A 25,721-nucleotide genomic window follows, 5' to 3' on the forward strand; every position below is an offset into this window, starting at 1 on the left:
ATACAAAATTTTAACCCATAAAACAGAAATTGCCCCGTCTGCGGGGTGGTTTTGCAGACGGAACATTTGATATATTCATTATAATATAATTTTGCAGAAAAAGGGCGGATTTCAAAAAATGTTGCCAGCCGTTTACTTTCGGAGGGAAAAAAAACAAATATTTTATGCTATACTGGTGTTATATGAAAGAAACGCCAAAAGTGGAGGTGGTTTATTTGAGAGTACTGATTGTGGATGATGACAGAACTGTTTTAGAAGATAACCGGGAATATTTTGAAAAGATGGGATATGAGACGGTCTGCGTAGAGACGGCAGGAGCCGCAGAGAAGATTATAAACTCCGCCGCGCTGGACTGTGTGATCCTGGATATCGATCTGCCGGATGGAAATGGATTTGATCTGTGCGCCCGTGTCCGGGAGAAGACCGGCCTGCCCATTGTGTTCCTCTCCGGCTACACCGAGGAGCAGAGCCGCATTAAGGGGCTTTCCATCGGCGGCGACGATTATGTCTGCAAGCCGTACAGCTTGGAAGAGCTGGAATTGCGTGTCCGGGCGCGGATCAAATCCGGGCAGAATACCCAGCCGCCAAAACCGTTAGCGTATGGTGCCCTCATGATAGATCCCGGAAATCGCAGCGTTTGCTTTGGAGATTCAACCGCTGACTTCTCTACGTATGAATTTGACGTGCTGTATTTTCTTGCAAGGCATCCCGGAGAGGTGTTTTCCTATGAACAGATTTACTATCAGGTATGGAAGTCGCCTATCAACAAGGGAACCAAGTCCCTCCAGGTCATTATTGGCCGTATCCGTCAAAAGCTCCTGGAGCTTTGCCCCGCCCACGAATATATCCAGACCATCCGGCGCAAAGGGTATCTGTTCGTACCGTAAAATGTATCATTATTTTTGGGGTAAAGAAATACCGGCTGTCACTCTCCAGTGACAGCCGATGGCTTTTCCTTATCGTCTGATATGGTTTCGCAGCTCCCCAAGAAGCCTTTTCCATATCTTAACACATAAAGTGCACCCTGCCCGCAGGGCATGAGTTACGGGATGCCCTTTCTGGTATGCTTTGGGATACAGGTATAGGGCTGCCCCGCCGATGGAGACTGCTACTGCCGCAAGTCCCGCCACAACCGGGAGCGTGCCCGGTCCCGGCAAAGAAGTTTCCGTCTCCGGCTCTGCCAAAACCTCTGCATTTTCCGGCATTTCATCTTTAACGGCTGAAATTTGCCCTGTGCTTTCTGGCGGCTTCGATTCCGGAGCAGACGGCTCACGGGAGGAGGATGATTCCGCTGCGGTGGATGGGCTTTTCGGTTCTTCCCCCACGACCGCGGAAGATACCACGGTTTCATCCGGTGGCATCAATTCTGGCGCCGCGCCCGGACTGGATGTGGGTTCCGGAACAGTAATCGGCGGCGCGGTTTCCGGCTCTGATGTTACCGGAGGCGGTGGAGTCTCCGGCTCTACATCAGGTTCCGGCTGCTTTGGCGGGTCAATGATATCCGTGCCACCGCCCCGGTTGCCGCCGGGTTCCTCGTTCGCTGCAAGGCTGTCTGTCGCAAAGGACAAGACGTTGGAATAGTACACAGTTCCGTTATCATTCCAGCTCAGTCGGATAAAAATCTTCGGACAGCTTTCCCTGTCTTCTTTCTTCACAAACGGGGAAATGGAAAAGGTATTTTTTACAATGGTATCCATCGACTCCTGGTCGAGGAACCAATTCTCCCCGTCAAAGGAATATTCCTGAGCGATGGTGATGGGCAGGCGATTCTCCGGCACGGAGAACTCGCCGGTGAAACGGTAGGAATCTCCATAGCGGCCTTCTATTTTATATACATTTACCTCCAGGAAGGTCAGCGGGAAATCATCATAAATCACCGTACATTCAGGCGCAGCCAACGAAGCCATGTTCTCAAATTCGCCGGACACCGTAAAGCGGCGGCGCAGCATTTGGTCTTCCTCATGCCCCGATAAATCCCAGGTGACAGGAACCGCCTCATATTCGTCTGTAGTTCGGCCCAGGTGATTTACACGGGCCAGGATCACATCGGGCAGCCAGCCTGCGTCAAAGGTTTCCCCCGGTCCCACAACAGTCCGCCCGGTCTCCCACTCCCAGATAAAAGGCCGGTCTGCATAATGGATATCCCCGACGACGGAGCTATTCTCCGTCATAAAGCCGGACTCCTCCTCCTGGAATGCCGCATAGCCTTCCTCCGATTCCAGGGCAAGGCCGAGTATATACGCCGTGCTTCCTTCCGACACGCGCAGTACGCCGTTCTCCCCGCCAATTCCGCAGATTGTAAAAGGACTGCCTGCCAACAGCTCCACAGAGCCATCAGTGGTAATGGAGAATTCTCCCGTGTTGATGGTAATCGCCGGTTTTCTTAGACCATGCACATAGGAAACGTCGCAGAGAGAAATATCATCGGACAACCAAACGGTTCCTCCGCTGTCCTCATGGTCGGACAGCCACTCCAGCAGTTCCTCCGCTGTTGACGCTGTGTCAGGCTCCTGCAGCATAAGTTCCACAGCCTCGGAAGGAGTGGCCGTGATCGGTTCCGCTGCTGTACCCTCATCCGGCGGTTCCGACGTTGCAGCTGATTTCGTGGGCTCGGAGGAATATTCGTCATTGTCGGAATGATCCGGCTGAAGCATTTCCTCTTCCTGGGCGTCGGAGGGCGTGGCTGTGGACGGTTTTGGACTTTCCTCCGCCAGCTCCGTCTCAATCGCAGATTCTATGGAAGTGTCCCCGCTGCCAGGCGGTTCTTCCGTTGCATAAGCTGTTGGGGTGAGGCATAATGAAAGAAGGACTGCCGCAGTGAATGCAGACATGATCCCTTGATAAAGCGTTTTCATAAAAACTATTCCTTTCCCATGAGGTGACAGAATGGAAAAAAAGAAACCATTAAAAAAAGTAACCCCTGTTGTCATCCTAATGATAGGCGCGGCGTTTTTCGTCCTGGCAGGGCTTATCATCCTATCCCATATTGATAACAAGTATACCGCAAAAACGGAAATGGTACAAGAACATGTAACGCTTCTTCCCGCAGATGGCGCAGCGTTTCTGGTGGACGGGTGGGAACTGTACCCCGACCGTCTGCTTACACCCAATGATTTTTCTGACAGCTCCCCATCCCCGCGGTATACCGTCTGGGCCGGAGAGTATCCGAACCTGTCTTTATTCCATACAGACGGAAATCTCTATGGCACGGCCACTTATCGGCTCCGCATAAAGGGGGCGGGCATGGCGGCTCTGTACCTTCAGGAGCCCCTTTGCGCCGCCCGTGTTTTTGTTGACGGCCAGGATTTGGGCGGACCGGGTGAGGTGGGCGCCGTGGGGAAAATGGACGGCACAGAAATAGAGTCCGGGCACGCGGGCGGCTATCGGCCGCTCATACGGGACACGATATATTTCTTTCCCGTAGACGGCGAGGCGGAGCTGATCATTCAGACGGCAAATTATTCCCACTACTACGGCGGCCTGTGGTTTCCGCCTGCAATTGGAAGTGTGGACAGCGTGGTTCATATGGCTGCCTCCCGCATGGTTTTCTATGGGATTTTCTGCTTTAGTTCCCTGGCGCTGGCCCTATTCTGCGTAGTGCTGTGGTTTGGGCAAAAAGGACAGCGAGACCCGGCGGCGTTCTGGTTCGGTCTTTTATGCCTGACCTTCGCCCTGCGGGTGTGCTATCCGTTCCTTCGCTTATGGGGCGTCCCCTTCGTACGCCCGCTGTATGCGCTGGAGGACGCGGCGGCTCTCTGCGGAGTTTACTGTGCAGTGCGTATTTCCATCTATTTGTTCCTGCCGGATTCGGAGCATCAACGCCTGAACCGGCGGATACCATACGCTGCCGCTGCCCTCTCCCTGGGCATGTGCGGCGTCGGGATTCTGGTTCCCCTGCTGGTGCTGCCCTCCTTTCCCGGCTTCATGCTATGGTACGGGCCGCTGATTTCCGGCTATCAGATCCTGGCCGCCTTCTTTCTGATTGCCGCGGCCGCCTGCGGCTGTGTGCTGGGAAAACCTTATGCTCGCCCGGCCCTTATGGCTGTCACGGCAAACGGCGTATGCCTGCTTTACGGTGCAGTTACGGTGGGACGGTTTGAGCCGGCAGTCGGCGGCTGGCCGGAGGAGTACGGCGCATTCTGCATGGTGTTTTCCTTTGCGGCGCTGATGATCTCTCGAAGCCGGACAATGGCAGCGGAAAACCTGCGTTTAACCGAACATCTGCAGGAGGAAGTGGACGAAAAGACCCGTCATTTGACGAAACTTTTAGAGGAGCGCGGTCAGCTCATGGCAGAGCTTGGACACGACATGAAATCCCCCCTCACAGCCCTGTCTAACATGGCTCAGATCATCCGTCTCAATGACATTATGCTGGATGCGGACACACGGGAGAAGATGCAGGGGATTGAGGATAAATGCAGCGTTCTCGCAGACCGGCTCGAATCCATCCAGGAGCTGGCGAGCGAGGCGGGCGCGCTACCGCAGATGGAGCCGCTCTTTTTAAACCGGTTCCTGGCAGACTTTTACCGCAGCAACCAGCCGGTGGTGGAGCTGACCGGTCCGGACTTTTTATGCGAGCTGACGCCCCTGCCCTGTACGGTGAGGGCGGATGGCCGAAAACTGACCCGGGCGTTGGAAAATCTGGTGTTTAACGCAGGGGAATTCACCCCGCCCGATGGGAAGATTGTCCTCTCCCTGGAACGGGATCAGAACTTTGCCCTGATCTGCGTGGCCGACACCGGCTGCGGGATTCCGGGGGCGGCGATTCCCAGGGTCTTCGACCGGTTCTACACGACCCGCGCCGAGGCAGGAGGACAAGGACTGGGCCTTTCCATCACCCGTACCATCGTGCTGGAGCATGGGGGAGAAATCAGCGTAGAATCGACTGTTGGTGAGGGAAGCATTTTTCGGATAAGGCTGCCGCTTATATTGTGAAAATAAAAACTTCATTGTCAATACTGATACGTTTAAACATTCTCAATTTTTGACATATCCAGCACGTCATTGATCAACCCAAGAAGATGGCTGCTGGACAGGCGGATCTTCTGGAGGCAGTCCTTTACCCGTTCCTGATCCTCAATATGGGCATTGGCAATCTCTGTCATTCCGGTAATGGCGTTCATGGGAGTACGGATATCATGGCTCATACGGGAAAGAAAGTCGGATTTCGCCGCATTGGCATACTTAGCCGCCTCCAGCGCTTCATTCAGCATATCCGTACGTTCCTCCAGTTTGCGCTGAAGCTCCCTCAGTTCCGTAATATCAGTGATGTCGATAAACATGGTTAAGTACACCGGATCATCGGATACCATATCGATACAGGTGCTGTTGATATGGAACCACCGGTCGCGGCCCTGCTTATCCTTTGCGTGTATAGTGGCCTCTAATGGCTCCCTTCTTCGCAGGGCGGGAATCCGGTTTACAATCAGTTCTCTGCTCTCCTCCGCCAATACGGAAAAAGGATCCCTTGATGTGATGTCCCTGGGACTGACACCAAAAATATCTTCAATCTGCTCGCTGGCGTCAATCATGACAATACTGTGAGGCAGGATACGGTGCTTAATGATGAACCCGGGAATGCTGTCATAAGCAATACTGCGCTCCTTCTGCATCTGCATCAAATCCGTCACATCTATCATCGTAGTGTAGGCAACCTGTTTTCCATCTATATATTCATCCGTTAAAAAGCCTATCGCCTTCGCCCAGACCATGGAGCCGTCGGGCAGCTTTAAGGGCAGGAACGCCTCATAGCTTCTTCCATCGTTTGAGACCATTCCCTGAACCTTCTCATTCAGTATTTTTAATCCTGCTTCATTATCTATAAAATACTCATCACAATGATTGTGAAATCTGGCTTCATACTCTGCCTTAGGATATCCAATCAGCTGGTAATAAAAATCATTGGCCCGAACAACGGTGAAATGTTCGTCCATCAGATGTTTGCTGACGCTGACCGCCATGGCACTCATGAGCATCTCCAGCTCGTTCCTGGTACGGACCAGCTCTGTCACATCGGTCATGACTGTATAGGAGACACGGTACCCGTCTATGTACTCATCCGTGAAAAAGCTGACCAGCTTAACCCAGTAGCCGGAGCCGTCCTCGTATTTCATGGGCACGATGGCCTCATACCAGTCACCGCCGTTCTCCAGCACAGAGGTGACTTTTCCCGTCAGCAGTTCCCAGCCCTCCGGATTGTTCTGATAGAATTCATCGGGATGGTTGTGGAACAGCTCCTCATACCTTGACTTTGAATAACCAATCAGCTTGAAATAGTATTCGTTGGCCAGGACACAGGTATAGTGTTCATCAATCAGGTGCTTACTGACGCTGATGTTTAATGCACTCATGAGCATGGCCTGCTCCTGCATCATCTTGTCAAAATCCTGCTTTGTTTCCTCCTGCGCCAGTTTAGCCTGCATCATATCGGTTACATCCACCATGGTTGTGTAGGAGACACGGTACCCGTCAATAAACTCATCCGTAAAAACCGCCTGCATCTTTACCCAGAAAGCCTCTTTACCCGGATAGACCATAGGCAGGTAAAGGGAGAATCCGTTTTTTCCCTGTTCCAGAGCAGAATTGACTGTTTCGACCAGCTTCTCCCACCCTTCCGGATTGTTGGAGAAATACTCATCACAATGGCTGTGGAACAGTTCTTCGTATTGGGATTTAGGATACCGGATCAGATCATAGTAGTAATCATTGGCCCAGATACATGTATAGTGGCCATCTATCAGATGCTTGCTGACGCTTGCCCCCAAAACACTCATCAGCATACTGTACTCTGCATTCAGCTGATCATAGTTTAAATTAATCTCCATATAGGTATCCTCCAACTATCCTATTTATTATGTCTGGCCACCCTTGTTCATGTTAGCTACTATTTTAGATATTATACTCCTTTCTGCGAAAAAAGACAATAAAATACCCGGATAGTTTAACCGGGCATTGGATAATGTAATATATTATTTTTATTCTTCATCATGTAGAAGCAACAGTCTGATAGAAGGGGAAAGCCGCATATCTTCCGGCTTAATTCCACTCTGTATCAGGAATTCTGTTCCCATGGGGAGCTGCTTCTTTATATAAGATTTGGTAACGGATACACAGTGTTCAATGTCATGTTCCCTTAGCCCCTTAATCATTGAAGCAGTAAATAACTCTCCATTTTGTTCCGTAATTGGCGCTTCTTCCAATGACGCTTTTAACGGATATCCCCATAGGAAAAGACTATAAATAATGCCGTATATCTGACGGATTGCCTGTGAATGGCTGTATTTAACTATAAAAAGCAGATAATGCCATATGGAAATTTCACAGAGTCCAGTACGCTGGTTTTCTTCAAATCTGGCAATCAATCCTTCCCTCTCCGCTTCGTCCAGAGACTGAATAAAACGCTGGGAAACACTTTCGTAAGTATGGAAAAACAGCTCAAAAGACTGGATGAAAAAGGAGAGGTTGCGGCGTACCACGGGGCATGTAAAGTCGGGCCTGCTGCAACGCTCACCGATGGTGAAAACGCGGGTACCCTTTCCGTTGATGGATTTCGCCGCCCCAATCTGGTTCAGCATTCGGATTGTGCGGCGCATGGTGCTGACCGATACCTTATATTTTTCTGCCATCTTTTCATAAGATGGCAGAAATTCTGTATTCCGGTATTCTCCCATATAAATTTCGTGAAGCAGGAGAGACGCCAGGTTATAACAGATTTGCGGGCGATCCCGATAAATCCGCCATGCAAAGGGAATTTGATTTTCAGTTGGCACTTTTCGGATTTGTGGTTGCATATATTTAATCGTTTCACCGATGTAATATCTTTGATATTTAATTAGTGTTTGTTGTAATAAATCCCAGGAGCCGGCTTTAATCAAGGCTACGAGAACCTTAAATTGTTTCTGTCCGATGCGCCTATCATAATGGAATGGTGACCCCGATTTTGAAAAAGGAAAACCCAGAAACAGGGAAATTTCCCAAAAAAGATTCATCAGCAAGGGATTATCTATCTTCTGCAGGGTATAGCAGTAAAACAGGATTATATCATCGGCGTTGGCCCGTTTTGACAGTTTTTCAATATAATTTTTTTCCTGTTCATCCATGCGGCGTAGCCCTTCAATCATAAGCGGCATACAGGCAAGTTCAGCTGCTTCATAGAGATCTTGATAGGCATTCCATCTTTCCGAAAAGAAGTCAATTAAGTTGTTTTGGCGCTCCTGTTCTGTCTGTTTATAGATGACTTTAGTGGACTGACCATTCTTCATGGTAATATAACCTTCTGCCCGCAAGCGCCTAAGAGCAGCCCATATGGTGTGATCTGATACATTGAATTCACGGCATAATACCTCCGCTGTTGGCAGGATGTCACCGTATACATAGTATCCGAATTGCAGCCGTTTAAGAAGATACTCATAAATTAGGTTTGAAAACTGCTGTTCGTATTCCAAAGTATTTTACCTCCCTCGTACTTTTTTATTTTAACAGTTTATGGTGGGAATTACTACCTGTTTTTTATAAGAGGGTAATAAAGTAAAAGAGTATGGAATTGATTAGATACGTATATTGACTGACATATTTACCCAGATATATCCATTGTCCTGGAAGCCCTGAGTGATACTTTTCCAGTAGTCATAACGCTCTTTGGCAACAAGTATCTCTTCGACAACAAATTCCGGGATTGTGCTTTTGCGTTCGCCGGCATGTGATTTGGTCTTGAGCGTCTGTTTATAGACCTCTCCTGTCTCTACATCGCTGTCATCAATCTTTCTCCCTAATTGATTTTTTATTGTAATCTTACATTTTTTTATGTTTACTGCGGTGAATTTGATAGCAATCAGCTCACTGACCCGGCAGCCTGTGGTGGCCGTAATGATCAGAAACAGTTGTCCATTTAATTTCAGCAAAAATGCAATAGAAGAAAGAATTAAGGCTATTATGGCCACCAAAAAAGTAACCAGATTAAGTATGCTTGTCTCATTTGTTAATTATCCGCAAGCCGATCGCAAGTTTCAGCATAAAAAGCGGCCTGATTGTTACATCAAGCCGCTTTTATTGGGTTATTTTTGTTTTATGTCAAAATAGTACCCAACACCGCGCATGGTATGTAAATATTCTGGGGCATTGGAGACTGCTTTCAGACTGCTCCGCAGGCTTCGCATTTGGCAGTTCAGGGTATTATATATCCGTCCTGTATTACCAGCCAAGAGATACAGAAGATCAAATTGTTTCCGTGGCATTGTAATTTCTACATCCATAAGCACCACTTTTCTTCGATTGGGGTAGATAAACAGTATATTGTCCTCAGATAAGATTGGTGGGGCGTCAAAATGTATCTCGTCAGCAACCGCCAGTGTTTGAACAATATGATTACTCTCTCCGTTGGTTGGTATAGTCAGGATTGGCACAGTGGTAAACTCCCTTACTTTATTCAATGCTCGGAATCCATCACCTTTTTCCGGGGAAACGTCTATAATGACAAGCTGATACTGAAATCGTACAAGATATTTCATCCCATCGGCAACAGAAATCGTATAATAGGATCGCGTTCCCACTTCTTACTTGATAAACAGGGCGGGAGTGTGGCTAAGCCAGATCCCGCCCCGTTATTTACTATCCTAAGATAGTTCTCCGTACTGCTGCGCTTTTACCGCATGACAGAAACATAGGGTACAGCGATGTGTGCAAAGGTGTAGGTGGTGTTCTTGTTTTCATCTCCGTTGTGACGACGGCCCACCATGCACTTTCCCGCAATTTCCATATAGGAACCATCGGATTCTTTGCAGGTTCTTTCCTCTGGGTTGATGGCGACACAAGGAATTAAGATTTTGGTGGTGTTGATTCTGGCGTAAACTTGTGCAATGGTATACTCTGTAGTGCCGTTTTCATCCCCGTGGTGTTTGCGGGCCACGATAATTTCCCCATGCTCACACTGGACATTGGATTCGGATTCTTTGACAGAGACTGTCCTGGAATCCCCAATCACCACATCAGTTAGCCCCAGGGCCTCGCTTTCCAGCGGAATCTGGAGGCTGGCAAACTTACACCATGTATTACCGTTTTCATCTCCCTCATGTTTACGAGCCGCTAAATGGCGGTAATCCGCATCGGTAAAATTGCTGTCAGATTCCTTTTGTGGAACGGTTTCGATGATGTTTACCTGTTCAAGTGTAATCATTTGTACGTTGATTTCTTTCATTCTGAATTCTCCTTTTCAAAGTGTATGGTTTATCGTTTCGAGTACCAGGATAATGTATCCCCCCCTTCTCGGGGGGTATACAGATTATGACTCCTTTAGTACCCCGTCTGGCCCGACCTCATAGCCGTCAATCTTTGTACTGACCGCCATAGAGCCATCCGCGTAGAGATAGTACCATTTGCCGCCAATCTGCTTCCAGCCACCAGACTGCATAAGGCCCGCCGAATCAAGGTAATACCACTTACCGTCCACCTGTTTCCAGCCGATGACAGGCTTGCCATTCTCATAATACAGCCACTGTCCGGCATCGTTCTGTGTCCAGCCCTGCGCCGTGGCCGGATCGATGACCAGTTCCACATAGCGGTGGAGCACAGCCGCGACCTCGGCTCTGGTGGCCGTTCCCTGCGGGTCAAAGCGGTTTCCGTCCCTGGCGTTGATGATGCCCGCCATCTGCATGGCCTTTGCCGCGTCCTTCGCCCAGCTTGCGATGTTGGCATTGTCCGCAAAGGTCACGGCCTCACGGGTTTTAGGAACTGTGTAGCCCAGCGCCTTGGCGTAGTCTGCCATGATGACCGCCATCTCCTGACGGGTCACAGATTTATTCGGGGCGAAAGTAGTTGCCGTAGTACCGTTCACAATGCCCTTTTCCGCTGCCCAATTCACATAGGCTGCGTAGTAGGCGTCCGCTTTCACATCAGCAAATTTGCCTGCTTTGTAGCTGTTTGTATCCACTCCGGCCAGTCTGCCCAGCGCCGTGACAAACATTCCACGGGTAATGGAGGTGTCGGGGCTAAACTGGTTGCTGTCTGTGCCGGAGAGCAGACCACGGGCCACCACAAATTCGATATCGGCTTTCGCCCAATGATTATCTGTGTCGGTGAACACCGGGGCGTCAGCCTTGTAGCCCACGCCGAACACGGAGAAGTGACCAGTGGAGAACAAAAGCGCCTTGGCGTTTACGTCATAGCTGGAATTGGTCAGCCAAGTCACCTTGCCGCTGCCGTCCACATAGACCGCCTGCACATTCCCGGTCTTTTCATTTGCGGGCAGGGTGTAGGGGATTGCCACGGACACGCTGCTGCCGCCGAAACTCGTAACAGCCTTGCCGCCGCTTGTCAGTGCAAGCCCGAACACCGGGCGGTTGTCGATAGCGTTTTGTGCCGCCGCCGACAGGGTGCTTGCCGCCACCGGCTTTGCGGAAACTATGACCGCTCCGCCCGCCACAGCCTGCGCTGTTTTCAGCGTGGCTGAATCAAGGGTGATGGTCGCCGCGTCGGCCTTGATCCGCACCTCGGTAACGCCTGCTTTGATGAGGGCGTCCACCGATTGTCCGGTCAGGGTCGCCGTGATGTCGCTTGCTTCTTTGCCCGTAGTTGCGTCGATGGTGACGGAGACGCCGTTTTTCTCTGTCCCTGCCTTTTTCACCGCGTCCTGGGCCGCTTTGATGGCGTCGGTGACGGACTTATCAGGCACGGTGACGGTGGCGCTGCCCTCCGTGGTGACGGTGGGCGTTACCTTTGTTTCCGCGTTGGTGGCCGTATCCGGCTTGCCGGGATCGGGAGGAGTGACGGCTGTCGTGCCACCGCCGGAGGACGAACCGCCACCGCCGCCACCGCCGCCGGAGGATTGGATGGTAAAGGTGACTGTCTTTGTCCCCGTATAATTCCCGATGCCGGTGATGGTAATGGTGGCCGTACCCACACTGACATTGTTGCTGTAGGACACCGTGTAATCAATATGTTCCCTCAGCGTTGCGCCGTTCAGCGTGACCACAGGGACGGGTTTGATGGCGCTGCCGGTTTGAGTGTAGCTGGCATTTACGCCGCTCACCGTGGCTGAGGATATGCTGACGGCGGGGATTCTCTCAAAAATCGCCTTGACTGTCACATTCGCCGCAGGCATGGTGAAGCTGTTATTTGCGATGTTAACGCCGCCGCTGACAACCTGCCACTCCTTGAAGCGATAGCCGCTGCTTGCCGAGGCGGTCAGGGTGATTCTCGCGCCCTGTCGCGCCGAATTGACATTGGCGCCGGCTGTGCCGTTGCCGTCGTCCTGAACCGTGATGGAATAGGTGGCTGTGGGTAATGCCTCGTAGGTGGCCGTAGCTGTTACCGCCTCATCTGGCATGGTAAAGTTTGCGGTTGCGCTGTTCCTGCTTGTGCCGTTTGTAAAGACAACGGACGGAGAAATCGTCCAATCCTTGAACTGTTGGCCTGCTGCCGGAGCGTTCGCCGTGATGGTGACCGTCGCGCCCTCCTCATAGCTGCCACTTCCGCTGCCGTTTGTGACGGTCAGGGCGTAGGTGGAGACGGGTGCGCTGGTCACAGTGACGGTGGCTGTGCCGGATTTGCTGGTATCCGCCGTGGAGGTTGCTCCGACCGTGAGCGTTGCCGCCGTCTCATCTGCCGCCACAGTCAGCAGGCCGGTATTGCTGATGGAGGTGCCCGCTTTGCCGCCCGTGACTGTCCATGTGACGGTCTGTGCCGGATTGTTTGTTCCGATGACAGAGGCCATAAACTGCTGTGTTGCGCCTTTCTGCACATTAGGATTTCCTGGAGTGACTGTCACAGTGGTTACGGTGGCTGGTGCATCCTGATAGGTGGCCGTGACCGTCGCCGGGCCTGCCGGCATGGTGTAGGTGGTGGTGGCTGAGCTGGCATCCGCAAGGGTTCCGCCGCCACTGGTAATAATCCATTTATCAAACACCTTGCCCTGCGCCGGGGCCTCTGCCGTGATGGTGACGGTGGATCCCGCCTCGTAGGTGCCACTGCCGCGGCCATTTGTGACAGTCAGGGCGTACTTTGTAACAGGGATTTCCTCAAAAATCGCCTTGACCGTTACATTCACGGCGGGCATGGTGAAGCTGTTATTTGCGATTGTCACACCTCCTTCAATTACCTGCCATTCTTTGAAGCGATAGCCGCTGTTTGCCGTGGCGGTCAGGGTGATTGCCGTACCCTGCTGTGCCGAATTGACATTGGCGCTGGCCGTGCCGTGGCCGTCGTCCTGAACCGTGATGGAATAGGTGGCTGCGGGCAATGCCTCGTAGGTGGCTGTTACCTCCACCGCGCTTGCAGGCATCGTGAAGCTGGTGCTCTGCACCTGCGGGTTGGCTAGGGTCACGTCTCCGCTATTGACCGTCCACTCCTTAAACCGCTGCCCTGTGGGGGCTGCGTCTGCTGTGATGGTGACGGTCGCGCCCTCGGCATAGCTGCCGCCGCCCGTGCCGCTGTTAACCGTGACGGCGAAAACCGGGATTTTCTCAAACGCCACATAGATGGTGTGGGGGTCCACAATGTCAGAGAGAGTATAGGTTTCGTTTGTTCCGTTTACAGTCACCCCGTTGTCCTTCCATTCCTTGACGCGGTAGAAGGCATCGGGCGCGGCGGTAAAGACAATGTTCTTCCCCTGCTGTACTGCCGCGCCATTGGAGATTGCAACGCCGTCCACCGTGGCTGTAAGCGTACCGCCTGAGCTGTATCCAAAATTGATGGTATGGGTGGCGCTGCCTCCGCCCGAAGCTTTATAGACCATCACCAACTGCGGATTGTTGGTGACGTTGAAATCACCAAATTGGTCGATGCTGACATCGACGCTCCCTTCCGTGTCGACCAAGATGGGAATGGTCCAAACCTTGCCGGAGCCGGCAGGCTCGCCGTCGATAACGGCGTTGCCCTCCCTGGTGGAACACTTGATGGCGCTCTTGGTGAGACCGGTCACCTCCTGGCTGAATGTAAGGACGATGCCGGTGCTGTCGGTGGTGCCGCTGACGCCGCCCGTCTGCTCCGCCGTAAAGGTGATTTGGTGGGTGGGCGGGGTTTTGCCGTTCAGGGTGCCGCCGGTGTGGTTTGTGAGGCCGTTTACCGTGCCGCCTACCGTGACTGCGCCGCCCGATACGGTGACATTGCCCGACACATCGCCGGTGATCTCCGCCGTGCCCGCCGACACCGTCAGGTTGCCCTCCGTGCCAGGGTTATACGTCCGCAAGATATGGCCGTTGACGGTGACGTCTGCATCCGTGTGATTGACGGTAAGATTTTCCCTGATGCCGCCGCCATTGCCATTTTCGCCGGTGATGAGGGTGGCGCTGCCCACGGTTACGCCGCCCAGTGCGTCGATGGCCAGCTCGCCGCCGGCGCTCTTGGCCGTCACACTGCCGCCGCTGATGTTCAGTACGCCGTCGCCCGTGCGGATACCCGCCCGGCCTTCCGTGGAGGCCGCCTCCACCGTACCGCCGGAGATATTGATGTCGCGGCTGGATGTAAGCCCATAGTTCCCGGCGCTGGCTGTGACCTCGGCCGTGTCGGAGATATTGATGCCTTGGGAGGCATAGATTCCGTTCGTAGTGTTCCCCGTGGCGGTGGCGGTCAGCTTGCCGCCTGTCATGGTGAAGCTGCCCAAATCGACACTTATGGCGCTGCTATATTCTCCTGTTGTGCTCGCGTTCACGGTCAGGCCGGAAATTTCAAGCCCCTCCCTTGCCCAAATCGCGTTCTTCCCCTCGTTGGAGAGGGTCAGGACGCCGCTGCCCGTAAGTGTAAGGCTTCCGGCGTGGCCTTCCTTGTAGGTCAGGGCGCTTGCGCTTACTGTGCCGTTCACTTCCACAGTAACGTCCCCGACGGCTAAAAACACGATGTCGTTGCTGGAGCCCCCGATGCTGCCGTTGCCGGTCAGGGTCAGGGTGGCCGCCGCCGCATCCCAAGCCCAGGCCACGCTGCCGCCGGTTGTGTCGCTGCCGTCTTGGGTCAGGTCGTGTACCACTATGGTGCCGCCAAGCTTCAAGATGCCGGTGACGGTGACGGCTGTCCGGAGGTTTTTGTTTGCCGCTGTGACAATATTTACCGTGATATAGGGCAGGTCGTTTTTACCCAGTCCCTCGGCCAGGGCATAGCCCTCGCCCGGCACGGGAGTGAAGTCGTAGGTTTCGTATTCCGTGTTTTCATAATCGTCGGCGCATTCCCACGTCACGGGGATGGCCGCTTCACCGTCCGCGCCGTCCAGGGTCACGGCCAGCGTCCCCGGCAGGCCGATAGCCGCCACGGTGGTCTTTTCCGTTACCTCAATGGTGTCAAGCGGCGCGGAGCCGTCAACCCCCGCAAAGCCGGTGATGATCTGCACCAGTTCATCCTTTGCAGGCGGCGGGTTCTGTTCGCCGCTGTCCTTTGCACACTCCCCGCACACAAAGGCGCAGAGCGTTCCGGGAACAGCCGGGGCATAGCCGCAGTTTTCGCCACGGTCCAGACCGCCATCTCTGTCGGCTTCGCCGCCATTCACCTTGTGCTCATGCTGGCAGTCCAGCTCCTCAGTAATGCAGCCGCTTTCCTCGCTGCACATATGCGTGCATTCGGTCGGTTCTCTCTGCTCCGCGTCAGACGGTGTGGCATCGTTATCCGATACGCTGTCTGACGCCGGGTAGCAGTCGGACCTATGCTCGTGGATACACTCCGTCACTTCCTTGTAGCAGTCGTCCATGTGCTCGTGGTCGCAGGGCGTTCCCGGCGCCCCATCGGTGTAGCCACAGTCAGCGGTATGCGCCGGGTGGTGTTCGCACAGGCCGGACGCGCCGACAGTCTGCCCGCCCTCCGTGGCAAATACCGTGTTCATCCCCGTCATGCTAAACAGCATGGCAATGGATAAAAGAACGGATAGCGTTCGTCTCCATTTTCTTTTCATCTCAAACCCTCCTCGTTATTCATTTCATCTTTTTTCTCCTGATCAATCTGCATGGCGGCCGACCCACATATTGCCGCGATGAATGCAAGCATCATCAGGTACTTATAAACCGCTGCCAACGGCATATATTCATTTCCCGCCATATATAACGCAAGCACAATGATTGTTAAGACGGCAATTACCGCCAGAACCGCCGAGAAGCGCCACGCAGCCTTTCTTTTTTACGCATCCTGCTCCACCTCCGGTACGACAGTGTATTCCCAGCCGTCTTTCAGCTCCGGCGGTTTCTTTAAAACCTCCACGGATTTTGCCTGTACCAGATATTCGCTGCCGTCATTCATATGGTGCAGCACCAGCAGGCGGTATTCGTCCATCTTTTCCGCCAGCCTCGGCAACCATCTCTCCACAACCTCCCGGCTGTTTTGATAAATCAGCCACACATGGGGATATCCGGCCTTTGCTTCCCTTTTGGTCAGTTCTCTTGCCCACATGATTTTCTTGCCCACGGCATCGGGGCCGAACTGGGTGTAGCAGGCATCGTGAAACAGCACCATCGGATAACTGCGCCCTGTCTTATGCAGGCGCAGGGCTATAACACCGTTAAATTCTTCAATTTCCTGTGTCAGCGCCACCAGTGTGCCGCTATACAGTGTTTTCTTTTGCTCTTTGCTCATGTTCTATCCTCACTCTCGTCTGATAGGGTACCCGCAGCACCAGCTCCACCCCTTCAAACTCATGGGGATCAATTATAAATCTCGGATAGGTATCGAAGGTCAGCGTCCAGCCGTCTGTGGTGACGGAGCCAAAGATGTCCACATCCTTCAGCGGCGCATACCGCACCTGATTGAGCTGTTCCGCCATATTCAAAATCAGCAGGCTGCCGGAGGTAAGCTCCAGCTTCAGCCGGTAGTCCGGCAGCGGCGTCACCCGTATAATCTCTGGTATCTTTTTTCCCTTGTAACGACGCGCCATAAAAACCCTCCTTTCTCAGACGGTCAGGGCGGACGGCTGCACAGCCGCTTCTCCACGTTCAATCCGCGATCTAACCACGGGCGGCACGCTAAGCGCCAGCCTGACCGCCGCGTCCGAATAAATGGACACCGTCTCCATTTCATCGCCTGTGTCAAAAAACAACGTCCAGCCGTCCGTGGTGACGGAATTGAAGATATTGACATCCGACAGCGGACAATACCGCATACTGCCGATCCGATCCGCCATGTTCAGAATCAGCAGACTGCCGGAGGTAAATTCCAGCTTCAGCCGGTAGTCCGGCAGCGGCGTCACCCGCCTGATCTCTGGTATCTGCTGCTCTTTTGCTCTGTAAGCCACAAAAAAGCCCCCCTTTCCCTGTTTAACGCTTGTGATTTCTTGTTTCAGGTATAAAAAACGCACCCTATAAGTTAATTATAGAGTGCGGAATAAATTTTCGCCCCCTCTTTTAGGGAGGGTTTTTAGAAATTCCCGTTTTCAATTTGTTTTCTTGAATTGACGCCGGTCTTTTGAAATATATTCTTCATATGCCACTTTACTGTTGTATCGGCCATGAACAATTTTTTTGCAATATCGGTATAAGAATCTCCCTGCTTAATCAGCCTAATCACATCAAGCTCTCTTGATGTCAATCCATGACCAATGATCTGAGCAAGCCCCTTTTCAATCGTTCGGAACAATTCTGCTATCTTATCCCGAGCTTCCTGTTCACAGCAATCAGGCAGCAGCTTTTTGATTCCCTCGTAGTTTTCCGCAAAGGGCAGGAACACCCGATCGGACAATGCGATTGCAAGAGCATCTCGCAAATTTTCTTTCGCCTCTTTGGGTTTTCCCAAGGCCATATACGCCTGAACCATGTAAATCTTCATATAGAGCTGCGGCAGTAGATTGGGGAAGATAGAGGAAATCCCCATCACATAGCCGCCCATGCCCAGCAGCTTTTTGTATTCCTTTTTTTCCAGCAGCACCCGCCCATATATGATATGGGCGAAAGGCTGAGACATGATAACCAGCCGCCTGTCGTCTATTTTCCCCTCCGCAAGCCACGGAGCTACTTCCTCCGGCTTTCCCAGAAGAAGGGAGAGATAACCATTTGCCAGATCATAGGTATACCGGCACAAGTCCTCGGTGTTGCGGTAGGAACGGTCGCGCAGGGTCGCAAGGCTGTCCTCCAAAAGCTCCCTGTCCCCATGCAGCAGGGCGAGCCTTGCCAGCGTGAACACGCCGCATTGGGCTATGCTGTTCTGGCGCTTGCTGTCGGCGGTGAAGATGGCACGGTGGCAGAGGATCTCGGCATCATCCGACTCGCCCCGGTGCAGATGGGCCTCTGCGCGCATAATCAGCTCCGCCCCGGTGCCGTGGCCTCTGGACAGCCGGTAATAATACGGCATACACTCGTCCATCTGCTCCAGTTCTTCATTAAGCTTTCCGCTCTCCCGCCAGTACATATACAGCACTGAAGGGGAACCGAATGTCCATGTGCTTTTGCTGTTGATGAGTGTGGCCGGACCGCCCAGCAGCTTAAGCGCTCTGCGGTGGCGTCCGCTCATGGCATCAATGCGGTTATACTCCAGAAAGGACAGCAGCAGCTCCAGCTCACCCCGCATGGCGTTCTTTTCTTCTTTCGAAACGGAACATTCCGCAATGACGCTTTCAATATCGTCCTTCTGGCGGAGCAGTTCCTCATTCTGCCCCAGGAAAAAGAGGGTAAAGGCCAACGGCACCAGCGATTTTGGGTAACGGACTTTCATCTCATGGGTGGTGTGTTCCATAATATCCAGGATCATTGGCGTGGTGGTTTCGTCGATGGTGTCCGCGATATCATAGCTGGTGAGCGGCATGGCGTACAGCCGTTCCCATGCCCCCGCGCGATAGTAGAAGCGCAGGGTATTCATCCGGTCGCCCGCTTTTTCGGCCAGGCCGCCGCCCTTTAAGTAGATTTCCTTCTGCCGTTCTTCGGGCAGGAGGGCGAATTTTTCCTCCAGCATCTTTTGGAGCTGGGTGTGCATGGTGTAGCAGGAATTTTCCCGGTCATAACGGATAAAGAAACGCTTCTCCCGCAGACGGTTTTCCGTCCCCTCCATCGTCAGGCCGGAGAAAGCCTGGGCCTGGGAAAGTGTGAACGTCGGGAAGATGGACACTTCCAGAAGGAAGTCTTTTTCGTCCTCGGACAGACCGCCCCAGAAGGTTTTCTGCATGAGGGCCGTCATACCGCCCTGTTCAAATTTTCCCGCTCTGACAAAGGCGTCCATCTGGATATACAGAGCCATGACCCAGCCATCCGTCAGGCGCATGACTTCTTCAAGTTGGACACCCGTGAGAGGAAGCCCGGCCTCTCGGTAATAGGCGTCTGTATCCTCCTTGGAAAAGGCAAACGCCTCCTCCTGCAAGAGATACAAAAGGCCGCTTCGTATCAGGCCGCCCCGCTCCTCCTTGACATAGGGGTGGGTCGCCACAACGATATGCAGCTTTTCGCCGCCGTGGCTGGACAGATATGTTAAGAACTCGCATGGACGGTACAGCTCCCATAGCTGAAAATTATCCAAAAGCAGAAAGGTTTCACGGTCGCAGGAAATTCCCTGTATTGTCTGGGCGATCTCCGGCATGGTATCTTCGTCCGGCATCCCGATGACGGAAAGCCGCTCCGCGCTTTCCTTGTCAACGGCGGCAATCAGGCCGCAGAAAATCTTCCATGCTTCCGCCGGGGTTTCGGAATGGAACTCATGCTGGTAAAGCGGATATGCTTCCGGGTTGCGGGTATCGAAAAAATGCTGGAGCGAGGTTGATTTCCCGAATCCGGAATCCGCTTCCAGAAGTGTCATGGGGTAAGACTTGATATTCTCCAGCCTTTCCATCAGCGCCTTGGGGTAATATCTGATATCCTGTTTTAATTGTCGTGGCCGTGGCATAAATGTATATTCCTTCCTGTGCCGCAAGACCATTACAACAACAGTACTATTCTGCTGTAGCCTTGCCAGCGTTTTGATTTCTTTACGTTTTATTATACTATAATTCACCCAAATACGACAGTGAATCTTGTGAAAAGCTAAGGCATTCAGTATCAGGAATTCTTACACATACTCGGGAGTCCTTGGATTTCATCTGCTTTCCCTGGATATCATCACCTTTCTGGTGAGTGTTCTGGCCGCCTTCGTCCTTGCCCTGCATCTGACTTCAAATGGGAAATTTCGTAAGTATGAACATGTTCTTGTGGCCGTAATTGCGTTGGTTGCAGTGCTGTTTTTCGTTTTCACATACTGTCCGCCGAAAATCGGGTTATTTGCAGAACCGGGAATCTGAATATAAACCGGCAGCAGACAGGATATAAACTCATGAAATAGAAAAACGGACTCCGAAGAGTCCGCTGTTTGTAATCCTGCTTCTATGGCAGGAAGATGAAAGAATCCCCCTCCAGCCTCTTTTATTCATTTCTATGACAGCATCTGCGACACCACTGGACGCAGCCTTGCAGCCAGCATAATGGCAAGAATGCACAGCAGGCCATCCGGAAACATGGTAGGCAGACAATAGACTGCGAAAATCGCCGCCCAGCCTACTGTGTTCGGTGTAACGACAATGAAGTGCGTAATAAAGTAGAAATATAAGATACCCGTTCCATAATAAATGACGTAACCGATCGCCGCCGCAAGGATCCAGGTCCTGATCTTCGACGAATGCAGGATCTCACATACCTTTCCCATTGCATAGGCCGCAAGGGCAAAGCCCAGCAGAAAGCCGAAGGTCGGCCGGATTAAATAGGCAGGGCCGCCGCCGCGCGCAAAAACCGGAAATCCTACCAGTCCAATGACCAGATACGTTGTGACACTGTAAAATGCTCGTTTCGATCCCAGCAGAAGACCTGCCAGAAGCACGAAAAGCCATTGAAGTGTGAAATTCATTGTATCTACGCCAACCGGAATTACAATCTTTAAAAAGGCTCCTACCGCGATTAACGAGGCAAAAAGACCACAAATCGCCATATCCTTCGTCAGTTCTCTTTTTTGAGCTATCACTCCATTTTTCTCTCTCATCTGTATCCTCACCTTTCTGTCTCAACTTTCGCAAGTGCTCATGATGATTGTACACTTTTTTAATAAATTTTACAATCTTTTTTTAGACGGCTCGCGGTGCTCCTGGTGGGGAGTGAACTGTAACAAGGCGTAAACCGCAGTGTCACAGCCGCAGCCCCTTGATATCCTTGATCCGGGACAGAATCATGTTGCAGCTGCTGCTGAGTACTCCGGGAAGCGGGTCTATCACTTCCTCGATCAGCTGCTCCATCTCCTCTCCCGACGCGGCGACCGCGTGGACATGCAGCTTGTTCTTTCCGGTGACACGGTAGATCTGGGTGATGGTTTCGTTCCGGCGCAGTATCTCTGTTACCTGGGCCAGTGTGTCCGGGCTTGTCTCAATCTCAAAGTAGCAGGATACGGCTCCGCTGATCTTCTGGGGATTGATAATGGTGGTATACTCTTCGATGACGCCCCGTTTTTCCAGCGACTGGACCCGCATCTTGACGGCCACCCGTGAGATACCGACCAGGCTGCCTATTTCCGAATAGGACATGCGGGCATTTTTAATCAACATCTGTACAATCTTCTGATCCAATTCATCCAGGCCTTCAAGAAACATATTATCTCCTTCTTTTCCGTTCATTTTTCACAATCATAGATACAATCATTTCACCAGTTTCTCCTGATATTATAAAATCATTTGCTGCAAAAGGCAATCTATTAATTGACACGCGCTCTTTTAACCGATATAATAATTACGAAACGTAAGTTATAAATTACATATAGAAAGGTTTTGCGCGATGATGAAAGGTGATTTAACACAGGGGCCGGTGATGAAAACCATGCTACTATTTGCGGTTCCCATGATTTTAGGCAATCTTTTACAGCAGTGCTATAATGTGGCGGATACTCTCATTGTGGGCCGTTTCCTCGGGCCGGACGCACTGGCTGCGGTGGGATCCGCATTTACCCTGATGACTTTTCTGACCTCGATCCTGCTGGGGCTCTGCATGGGAAGCAGCGCCGTATTTTCGATCCGGTATGGGCAGAAGGATTTTGACGGGCTGAAAGAAAGTATCTTTACCTCCTTTCTTCTCATTGCGGTAATTAGTATCCTCCTGAATCTGCTGGCCTTTTGGAGTACGGACCTGATCCTTATTTTTTTAAGAGTGCCGGAGGAAATACGGGGGATGATGCGGGAGTACCTGATGGTCATTTTCTGCGGTATCATGGCGGTGTTTCTCTATAACTATTTTTCCTGTCTCCTGCGCGCCATTGGTAATTCCGTCACGCCTCTTCTGTTTTTAGCTGTCTCCGCCGTGCTGAATATCGCTCTAGATCTCTGGTTTGTGCTGGGACTTCACCGCGGTGTCGCCGGAGCCGCCGAAGCCACCGTAATCTCCCAGTACGTTTCGGGGATTGGAATTGCCGTCTATTCCTGGTTTTCCTGCCCATGGCTGCGCATCGGGAAAGAACACAGGAGAATCCGCCGCTCCTGTTTAAAAGAGATTACCGGATTTTCCGTGCTGACGTGTGTCCAGCAGTCTGTCATGAATCTCGGCATCCTGATGGTGCAGGGCCTTGTCAACAGCTTTGGCACAACGGTGATGGCGGCATTTGCGGTCGCTGTGAAGATAGATTCCTTTGCCTATATGCCGGTACAGGACTTTGGCAACGCCTTCTCCTCCTTTATTGCCCAGAATTTTGGCGCAGGAAGAAAAGACCGGATTCAGACCGGATTTAAGGGAGCGGTCCTCGTCTCCTTTCTGTTCTGCCTTGCGATTTCCGCGATTATCTGGATATTTGCACGTCCGCTGATGCTTCTGTTTGTCAGTGAACGGGAGACGGCTATTATTGCGGAAGGAATGCGTTACCTTCATATTGAGGGGGCTTTTTACTGCGGAATCGGCTGTCTGTTTCTGCTCTACGGACTTTACCGTGCGCTGGGAAAGCCGGGCATGTCCGTGGTACTCACGGTTATTTCCCTGGGAACCCGCGTCCTGCTCGCCTATGTTCTGTCTTCCATTCCGGCGATCGGCGTGGTTGGAATCTGGTGGTCGGTACCCATTGGGTGGTTTCTGGCGGACGCGGTCGGGTTGGGGTACTTTATCCGGTACAGACGGCGGCTGCTATAGAAGTATCAGACCAGGACGTTATAGAAAGGGCATTATACGTAATATAGGTATTACAGGTATTACGGATATTATGAAAAGATGAAGTCTGGATCACAGGATCCGGACTTCATCTTTTTATTTTATGCTTTGGGCGATCACGTTTCTCTGCATTTTCGATTTCTTACTGCTTTTACAGGCTCATACCAGAGTACAGAAACGGCAGCGATGCAGAGTGCTGTAAAGGATTGGAGCAGGGATAAGGGAGCCAGCTTCAAAAATGAATGGATCGGGCTGTAAAGGCTGACTCCCAGAAGCAGCAGCGTCATAACGGCGGCCAGACGCATGACGCGGTCCCGCGCCAGTTTCTTCGCGGAGCACCAGGCGCTGTCGCACTCGGAAGCATTGACCAGCACAAGAAACAGATTGCCCAGGATCACGATGGAAAGCCCCATGGAGCGCGCCTGCGGGGCAGATTCACCCTGACAGAGCTTCAGGTAATAGCTTCCAAAGGAGGTGCCGAAAAGGACGAGCCCCTGCACAATACTTTTCGTCAGAGAGGAAAGGCGCAGCAGTTTTTCCGATCGTTTCCGCGGCGGTCTGCACATGACACACGATTCCGCGGGCTGCCGCTCCAGGATCACGGAGCAGGTCGGATCAATCATCAGTTCCATTAATACGATGTGTACAGGCAGAAACATGAGCGCAGAAGGTGCGATCCCCAGCATGGAGGCCGAAAGGGAGGCCAGGGCAATGGGGATATGGATAGTGAAGATATATCCCACCGCTTTTCGGATGTTGTCGTAGATCCGCCGCCCATCCCGCACGGTCTCAACAATGGTGTGAAAGTTATCATCCATCAGGATTAAGTCTGCGGCCTCCCTGGATACCTCACTTCCCCGTTTTCCCATAGCGATTCCAATGTCCGCATATTTCAATGCAGGCGCATCATTGACTCCGTCCCCAGTCATGGCGACGATCTCCCCGCTGTCCTTCAGAGCCCTGACAATCCGCATTTTGTGCTCAGGTATGACCCGCGCGAAGATCGATACCGATTTTACGGTCTGCCGCAGCTCTTCCTCTGTCATGCTGTCCAGCATCTCACCGGTGATACTGCCGCTCTCCCAGTCGATGCCGGTCTGTGCGGCGATGGCTGCCGCAGTTAAGCCGCTGTCTCCGGTAATCATGACGATACGGATACCTGCCCTACGGCAGAGGGCAATATCTTCTCTTATGCCTTCCCTCGGCGGATCATAAAGCCCTGCAAGCCCGGAAAACAGAAGGCCGCATCCAGCCAGAGAGTCCGGGACATTTTCATCCGGCGGCAGGGCCGCAGACGCCATGGCGATGACGCGGAGTCCTTCTCCGGACAGCTCCGCGACCTTCTCTTCCACTGCCTTCCGCTCATCTTCTGAGAGGGAACAGAGTTTGAGAATGGCTTCCGGAGACCCCTTGGAAGCCACGAGGCGTTCCCCATCCAGCTCCCAGACATGCCCCATTCGCCTGGATTCGTTGGTAAATGCGTACTCCTTAATAAGCGTACCGCGAAAGAGATCCTCCTTTGTAACTCCAGACTTCTCACAGTATTCCAGCATGGCTTTCTCCATGGGGTCATAGGCGTCGGTCTCGCAGGCCAGCCCCATAAGGAATACCAAACCGCTTTCTTTGGCGGCCTCGGGCCACAACGTTTTCACTTCCATATGGTTCTTCGTGATGGTTCCGGTCTTATCCACACAGAGGACAGAGACGGCTCCCAGTGTCTCGACTGACGGCAGATGACGCACCAGAGAGTGCTTCTTAGCCAGCCGCCATGCTCCCATAGAGAGAAAGACGGTGAGAACTACGGGAAATTCCTCTGGTATCATGGCCATGGCCAGGGTGACTCCCGACAAAATGCTCTTGATCAGCCGTTCCTGGAAGGGATAACCAGCCAGATTGATGTAAGTGAAGGTACTGACGAGGAGAAACAACAGTGCTGCGATTACCGCGCAGACGGTAACCAGGCTCTTCGTCTGCTTCTGAAGCGGAGTCATCACCTTTTCCGCCTCCAGAACGTGACTTCCTGCTTTTCCGTATTCCGTGGACGCGCCGGTCTTTTCCACCAGAACATAAGCATTTCCCTGCACGGCCAGGGTGCCAGCGTAGCAGAAATCGTGTTTCCAGTAGCCTTCGCTGCTCTCCGGTTCCGGGGACGGATGGGGATCCGACGACCGGGCATGCTTCCAGACACGGACCGGTTCACCGGTGAGTGTTGATTCATCGACACAGAAATCGCTGCAGGATACGATGGAGCCGTCAGCCGGAATCTTGATGCCCTCGCAGAGCGCCATGATATCCCCGGGTACCAGCTCCGCGCTGGCAATCTCCTGTCTGATACCGTCGCGGATCACCGTTACACGCGGAGCCGACAAATCCTTAAGCGCACGCAGCGTGCGGTCGGTCTTCCATTCCTGGGCCACATCGATGGTGATCATACAGGTGACAAACAGGAGCATCACTGCACCATCCCGTGGCTCTCCTAAAATGAAGTAGATCACCGAAGCGATCATCAGAAGGAGAAACATAGGTTCTGCCATGACGTGAAGTACCTTCTTAAAAAAACTTTCTTTCTTTTGCGGAGTCAGTTCATTTCTTCCGTACTTTTCGAGAAGCTTTTGTGCCCCGGCGGTTGTCAGACCTTCCGGCATCCCATTGTTCCAAGTCTCCATAAGGAACCTCCCATAATAGATTACAACAAAAAAG

18 protein-coding genes are annotated in these 25,721 nt (G+C 52.4%); 4 read left to right on the forward strand and 14 right to left on the reverse strand.

What is annotated here, in order from left to right:
• Window positions 1-206 precede the first annotated feature (206 nt).
• A complete protein-coding gene (locus tag H8S75_RS13370; RefSeq protein WP_349768924.1) occupies window positions 207-887 on the forward strand; it encodes a response regulator transcription factor in 681 nt (226 codons plus the stop codon).
• Between the two features lie 69 nt (window positions 888-956).
• Here the strand turns inward: H8S75_RS13370 and H8S75_RS13375 are convergent, their stop codons facing one another.
• Entirely contained in the window at window positions 957-2,855 is a 1,899-nt protein-coding gene (locus tag H8S75_RS13375; protein ID WP_187022051.1) for a hypothetical protein, read from the reverse strand.
• 31 nt (window positions 2,856-2,886) lie between these two features.
• Here H8S75_RS13375 and H8S75_RS13380 point away from each other — a divergent pair, with 31 nt between their 5' ends.
• Complete coding sequence (locus H8S75_RS13380; RefSeq protein WP_187022052.1) at window positions 2,887-4,935, forward strand: sensor histidine kinase; 2,049 nt, start codon at window positions 2,887-2,889, stop codon at window positions 4,933-4,935.
• Window positions 4,936-4,967: 32 nt separating this feature from the next.
• Here the strand turns inward: H8S75_RS13380 and H8S75_RS13385 are convergent, their stop codons facing one another.
• From H8S75_RS13385 to H8S75_RS13430, 10 genes are all read right to left on the reverse strand, one after another.
• Window positions 4,968-6,824: a PAS domain-containing sensor histidine kinase gene (locus tag H8S75_RS13385; protein ID WP_243270262.1), complete on the reverse strand. Its 1,857-nt coding sequence runs from the start codon at window positions 6,822-6,824 to the stop codon at window positions 4,968-4,970.
• 150 nt (window positions 6,825-6,974) lie between these two features.
• Entirely contained in the window at window positions 6,975-8,444 is a 1,470-nt protein-coding gene (locus H8S75_RS13390) for a GntR family transcriptional regulator (RefSeq protein WP_187022053.1), read from the reverse strand.
• Between the two features lie 102 nt (window positions 8,445-8,546).
• The gene (locus tag H8S75_RS13395; RefSeq protein WP_187022054.1) at window positions 8,547-8,939 is read right to left on the reverse strand and encodes a hypothetical protein; all 393 of its coding nucleotides are present in this window, start codon (window positions 8,937-8,939) and stop codon (window positions 8,547-8,549) included.
• Between the two features lie 701 nt (window positions 8,940-9,640).
• Window positions 9,641-10,192 carry a hypothetical protein gene (locus H8S75_RS13400; RefSeq protein ID WP_187022055.1) on the reverse strand — a complete coding sequence of 184 codons (552 nt, stop codon included), beginning with the start codon at window positions 10,190-10,192 and terminating at the stop codon, window positions 9,641-9,643.
• Window positions 10,193-10,276: 84 nt separating this feature from the next.
• The gene (locus H8S75_RS13405) at window positions 10,277-15,865 is read right to left on the reverse strand and encodes an InlB B-repeat-containing protein (protein ID WP_243270263.1); all 5,589 of its coding nucleotides are present in this window, start codon (window positions 15,863-15,865) and stop codon (window positions 10,277-10,279) included.
• Complete coding sequence (locus H8S75_RS33095) at window positions 15,862-15,990, reverse strand: hypothetical protein (RefSeq protein WP_279288672.1); 129 nt, start codon at window positions 15,988-15,990, stop codon at window positions 15,862-15,864. The genes H8S75_RS13405 and H8S75_RS33095 overlap by 4 nt, the downstream gene beginning before the upstream one ends.
• Before the next feature lie 96 nt (window positions 15,991-16,086).
• Window positions 16,087-16,539, reverse strand: coding sequence for a hypothetical protein (locus H8S75_RS13415; RefSeq protein ID WP_187022057.1), 453 nt, complete (start codon window positions 16,537-16,539; stop codon window positions 16,087-16,089).
• A complete protein-coding gene (locus H8S75_RS13420; RefSeq protein WP_187022058.1) occupies window positions 16,508-16,837 on the reverse strand; it encodes a DUF2442 domain-containing protein in 330 nt (109 codons plus the stop codon). The genes H8S75_RS13415 and H8S75_RS13420 overlap by 32 nt, the downstream gene beginning before the upstream one ends.
• Before the next feature lie 15 nt (window positions 16,838-16,852).
• Window positions 16,853-17,194 carry a DUF2442 domain-containing protein gene (locus H8S75_RS13425; RefSeq protein ID WP_187022059.1) on the reverse strand — a complete coding sequence of 114 codons (342 nt, stop codon included), beginning with the start codon at window positions 17,192-17,194 and terminating at the stop codon, window positions 16,853-16,855.
• Window positions 17,195-17,316: 122 nt separating this feature from the next.
• A complete protein-coding gene (locus H8S75_RS13430) occupies window positions 17,317-19,764 on the reverse strand; it encodes a LuxR C-terminal-related transcriptional regulator (protein WP_243270264.1) in 2,448 nt (815 codons plus the stop codon).
• A 151-nt stretch (window positions 19,765-19,915) separates the two neighbouring features.
• Here H8S75_RS13430 and H8S75_RS33595 point away from each other — a divergent pair, with 151 nt between their 5' ends.
• Window positions 19,916-20,155 carry a DUF6512 family protein gene (locus tag H8S75_RS33595; protein ID WP_432764187.1) on the forward strand — a complete coding sequence of 80 codons (240 nt, stop codon included), beginning with the start codon at window positions 19,916-19,918 and terminating at the stop codon, window positions 20,153-20,155.
• A gap of 131 nt (window positions 20,156-20,286) precedes the next feature.
• On the opposite strand, the gene H8S75_RS13435 is transcribed toward H8S75_RS33595, so the two are convergent.
• Window positions 20,287-20,886 (reverse strand): biotin transporter BioY, encoded by a 600-nt coding sequence (locus H8S75_RS13435; protein WP_187022060.1) that lies wholly within the window; start codon window positions 20,884-20,886, stop codon window positions 20,287-20,289.
• A gap of 142 nt (window positions 20,887-21,028) precedes the next feature.
• On the reverse strand, window positions 21,029-21,487 hold the full coding sequence (locus tag H8S75_RS13440) for an Lrp/AsnC family transcriptional regulator (RefSeq protein WP_187022061.1): 459 nt from the start codon (window positions 21,485-21,487) through the stop codon (window positions 21,029-21,031).
• Window positions 21,488-21,671: 184 nt separating this feature from the next.
• On the opposite strand from H8S75_RS13440, the gene H8S75_RS13445 reads away from it, so the two are divergent.
• A complete protein-coding gene (locus H8S75_RS13445; RefSeq protein ID WP_187022213.1) occupies window positions 21,672-23,003 on the forward strand; it encodes an MATE family efflux transporter in 1,332 nt (443 codons plus the stop codon).
• Between the two features lie 134 nt (window positions 23,004-23,137).
• Here the strand turns inward: H8S75_RS13445 and H8S75_RS13450 are convergent, their stop codons facing one another.
• The gene (locus tag H8S75_RS13450; RefSeq protein WP_187022062.1) at window positions 23,138-25,687 is read right to left on the reverse strand and encodes a cation-translocating P-type ATPase; all 2,550 of its coding nucleotides are present in this window, start codon (window positions 25,685-25,687) and stop codon (window positions 23,138-23,140) included.
• Window positions 25,688-25,721: the final 34 nt, after the last annotated feature.

It is taken from the genome of Hungatella hominis, from assembly GCF_014288005.1.
GTDB lineage: Bacteria > Bacillota > Clostridia > Lachnospirales > Lachnospiraceae > Hungatella > Hungatella effluvii.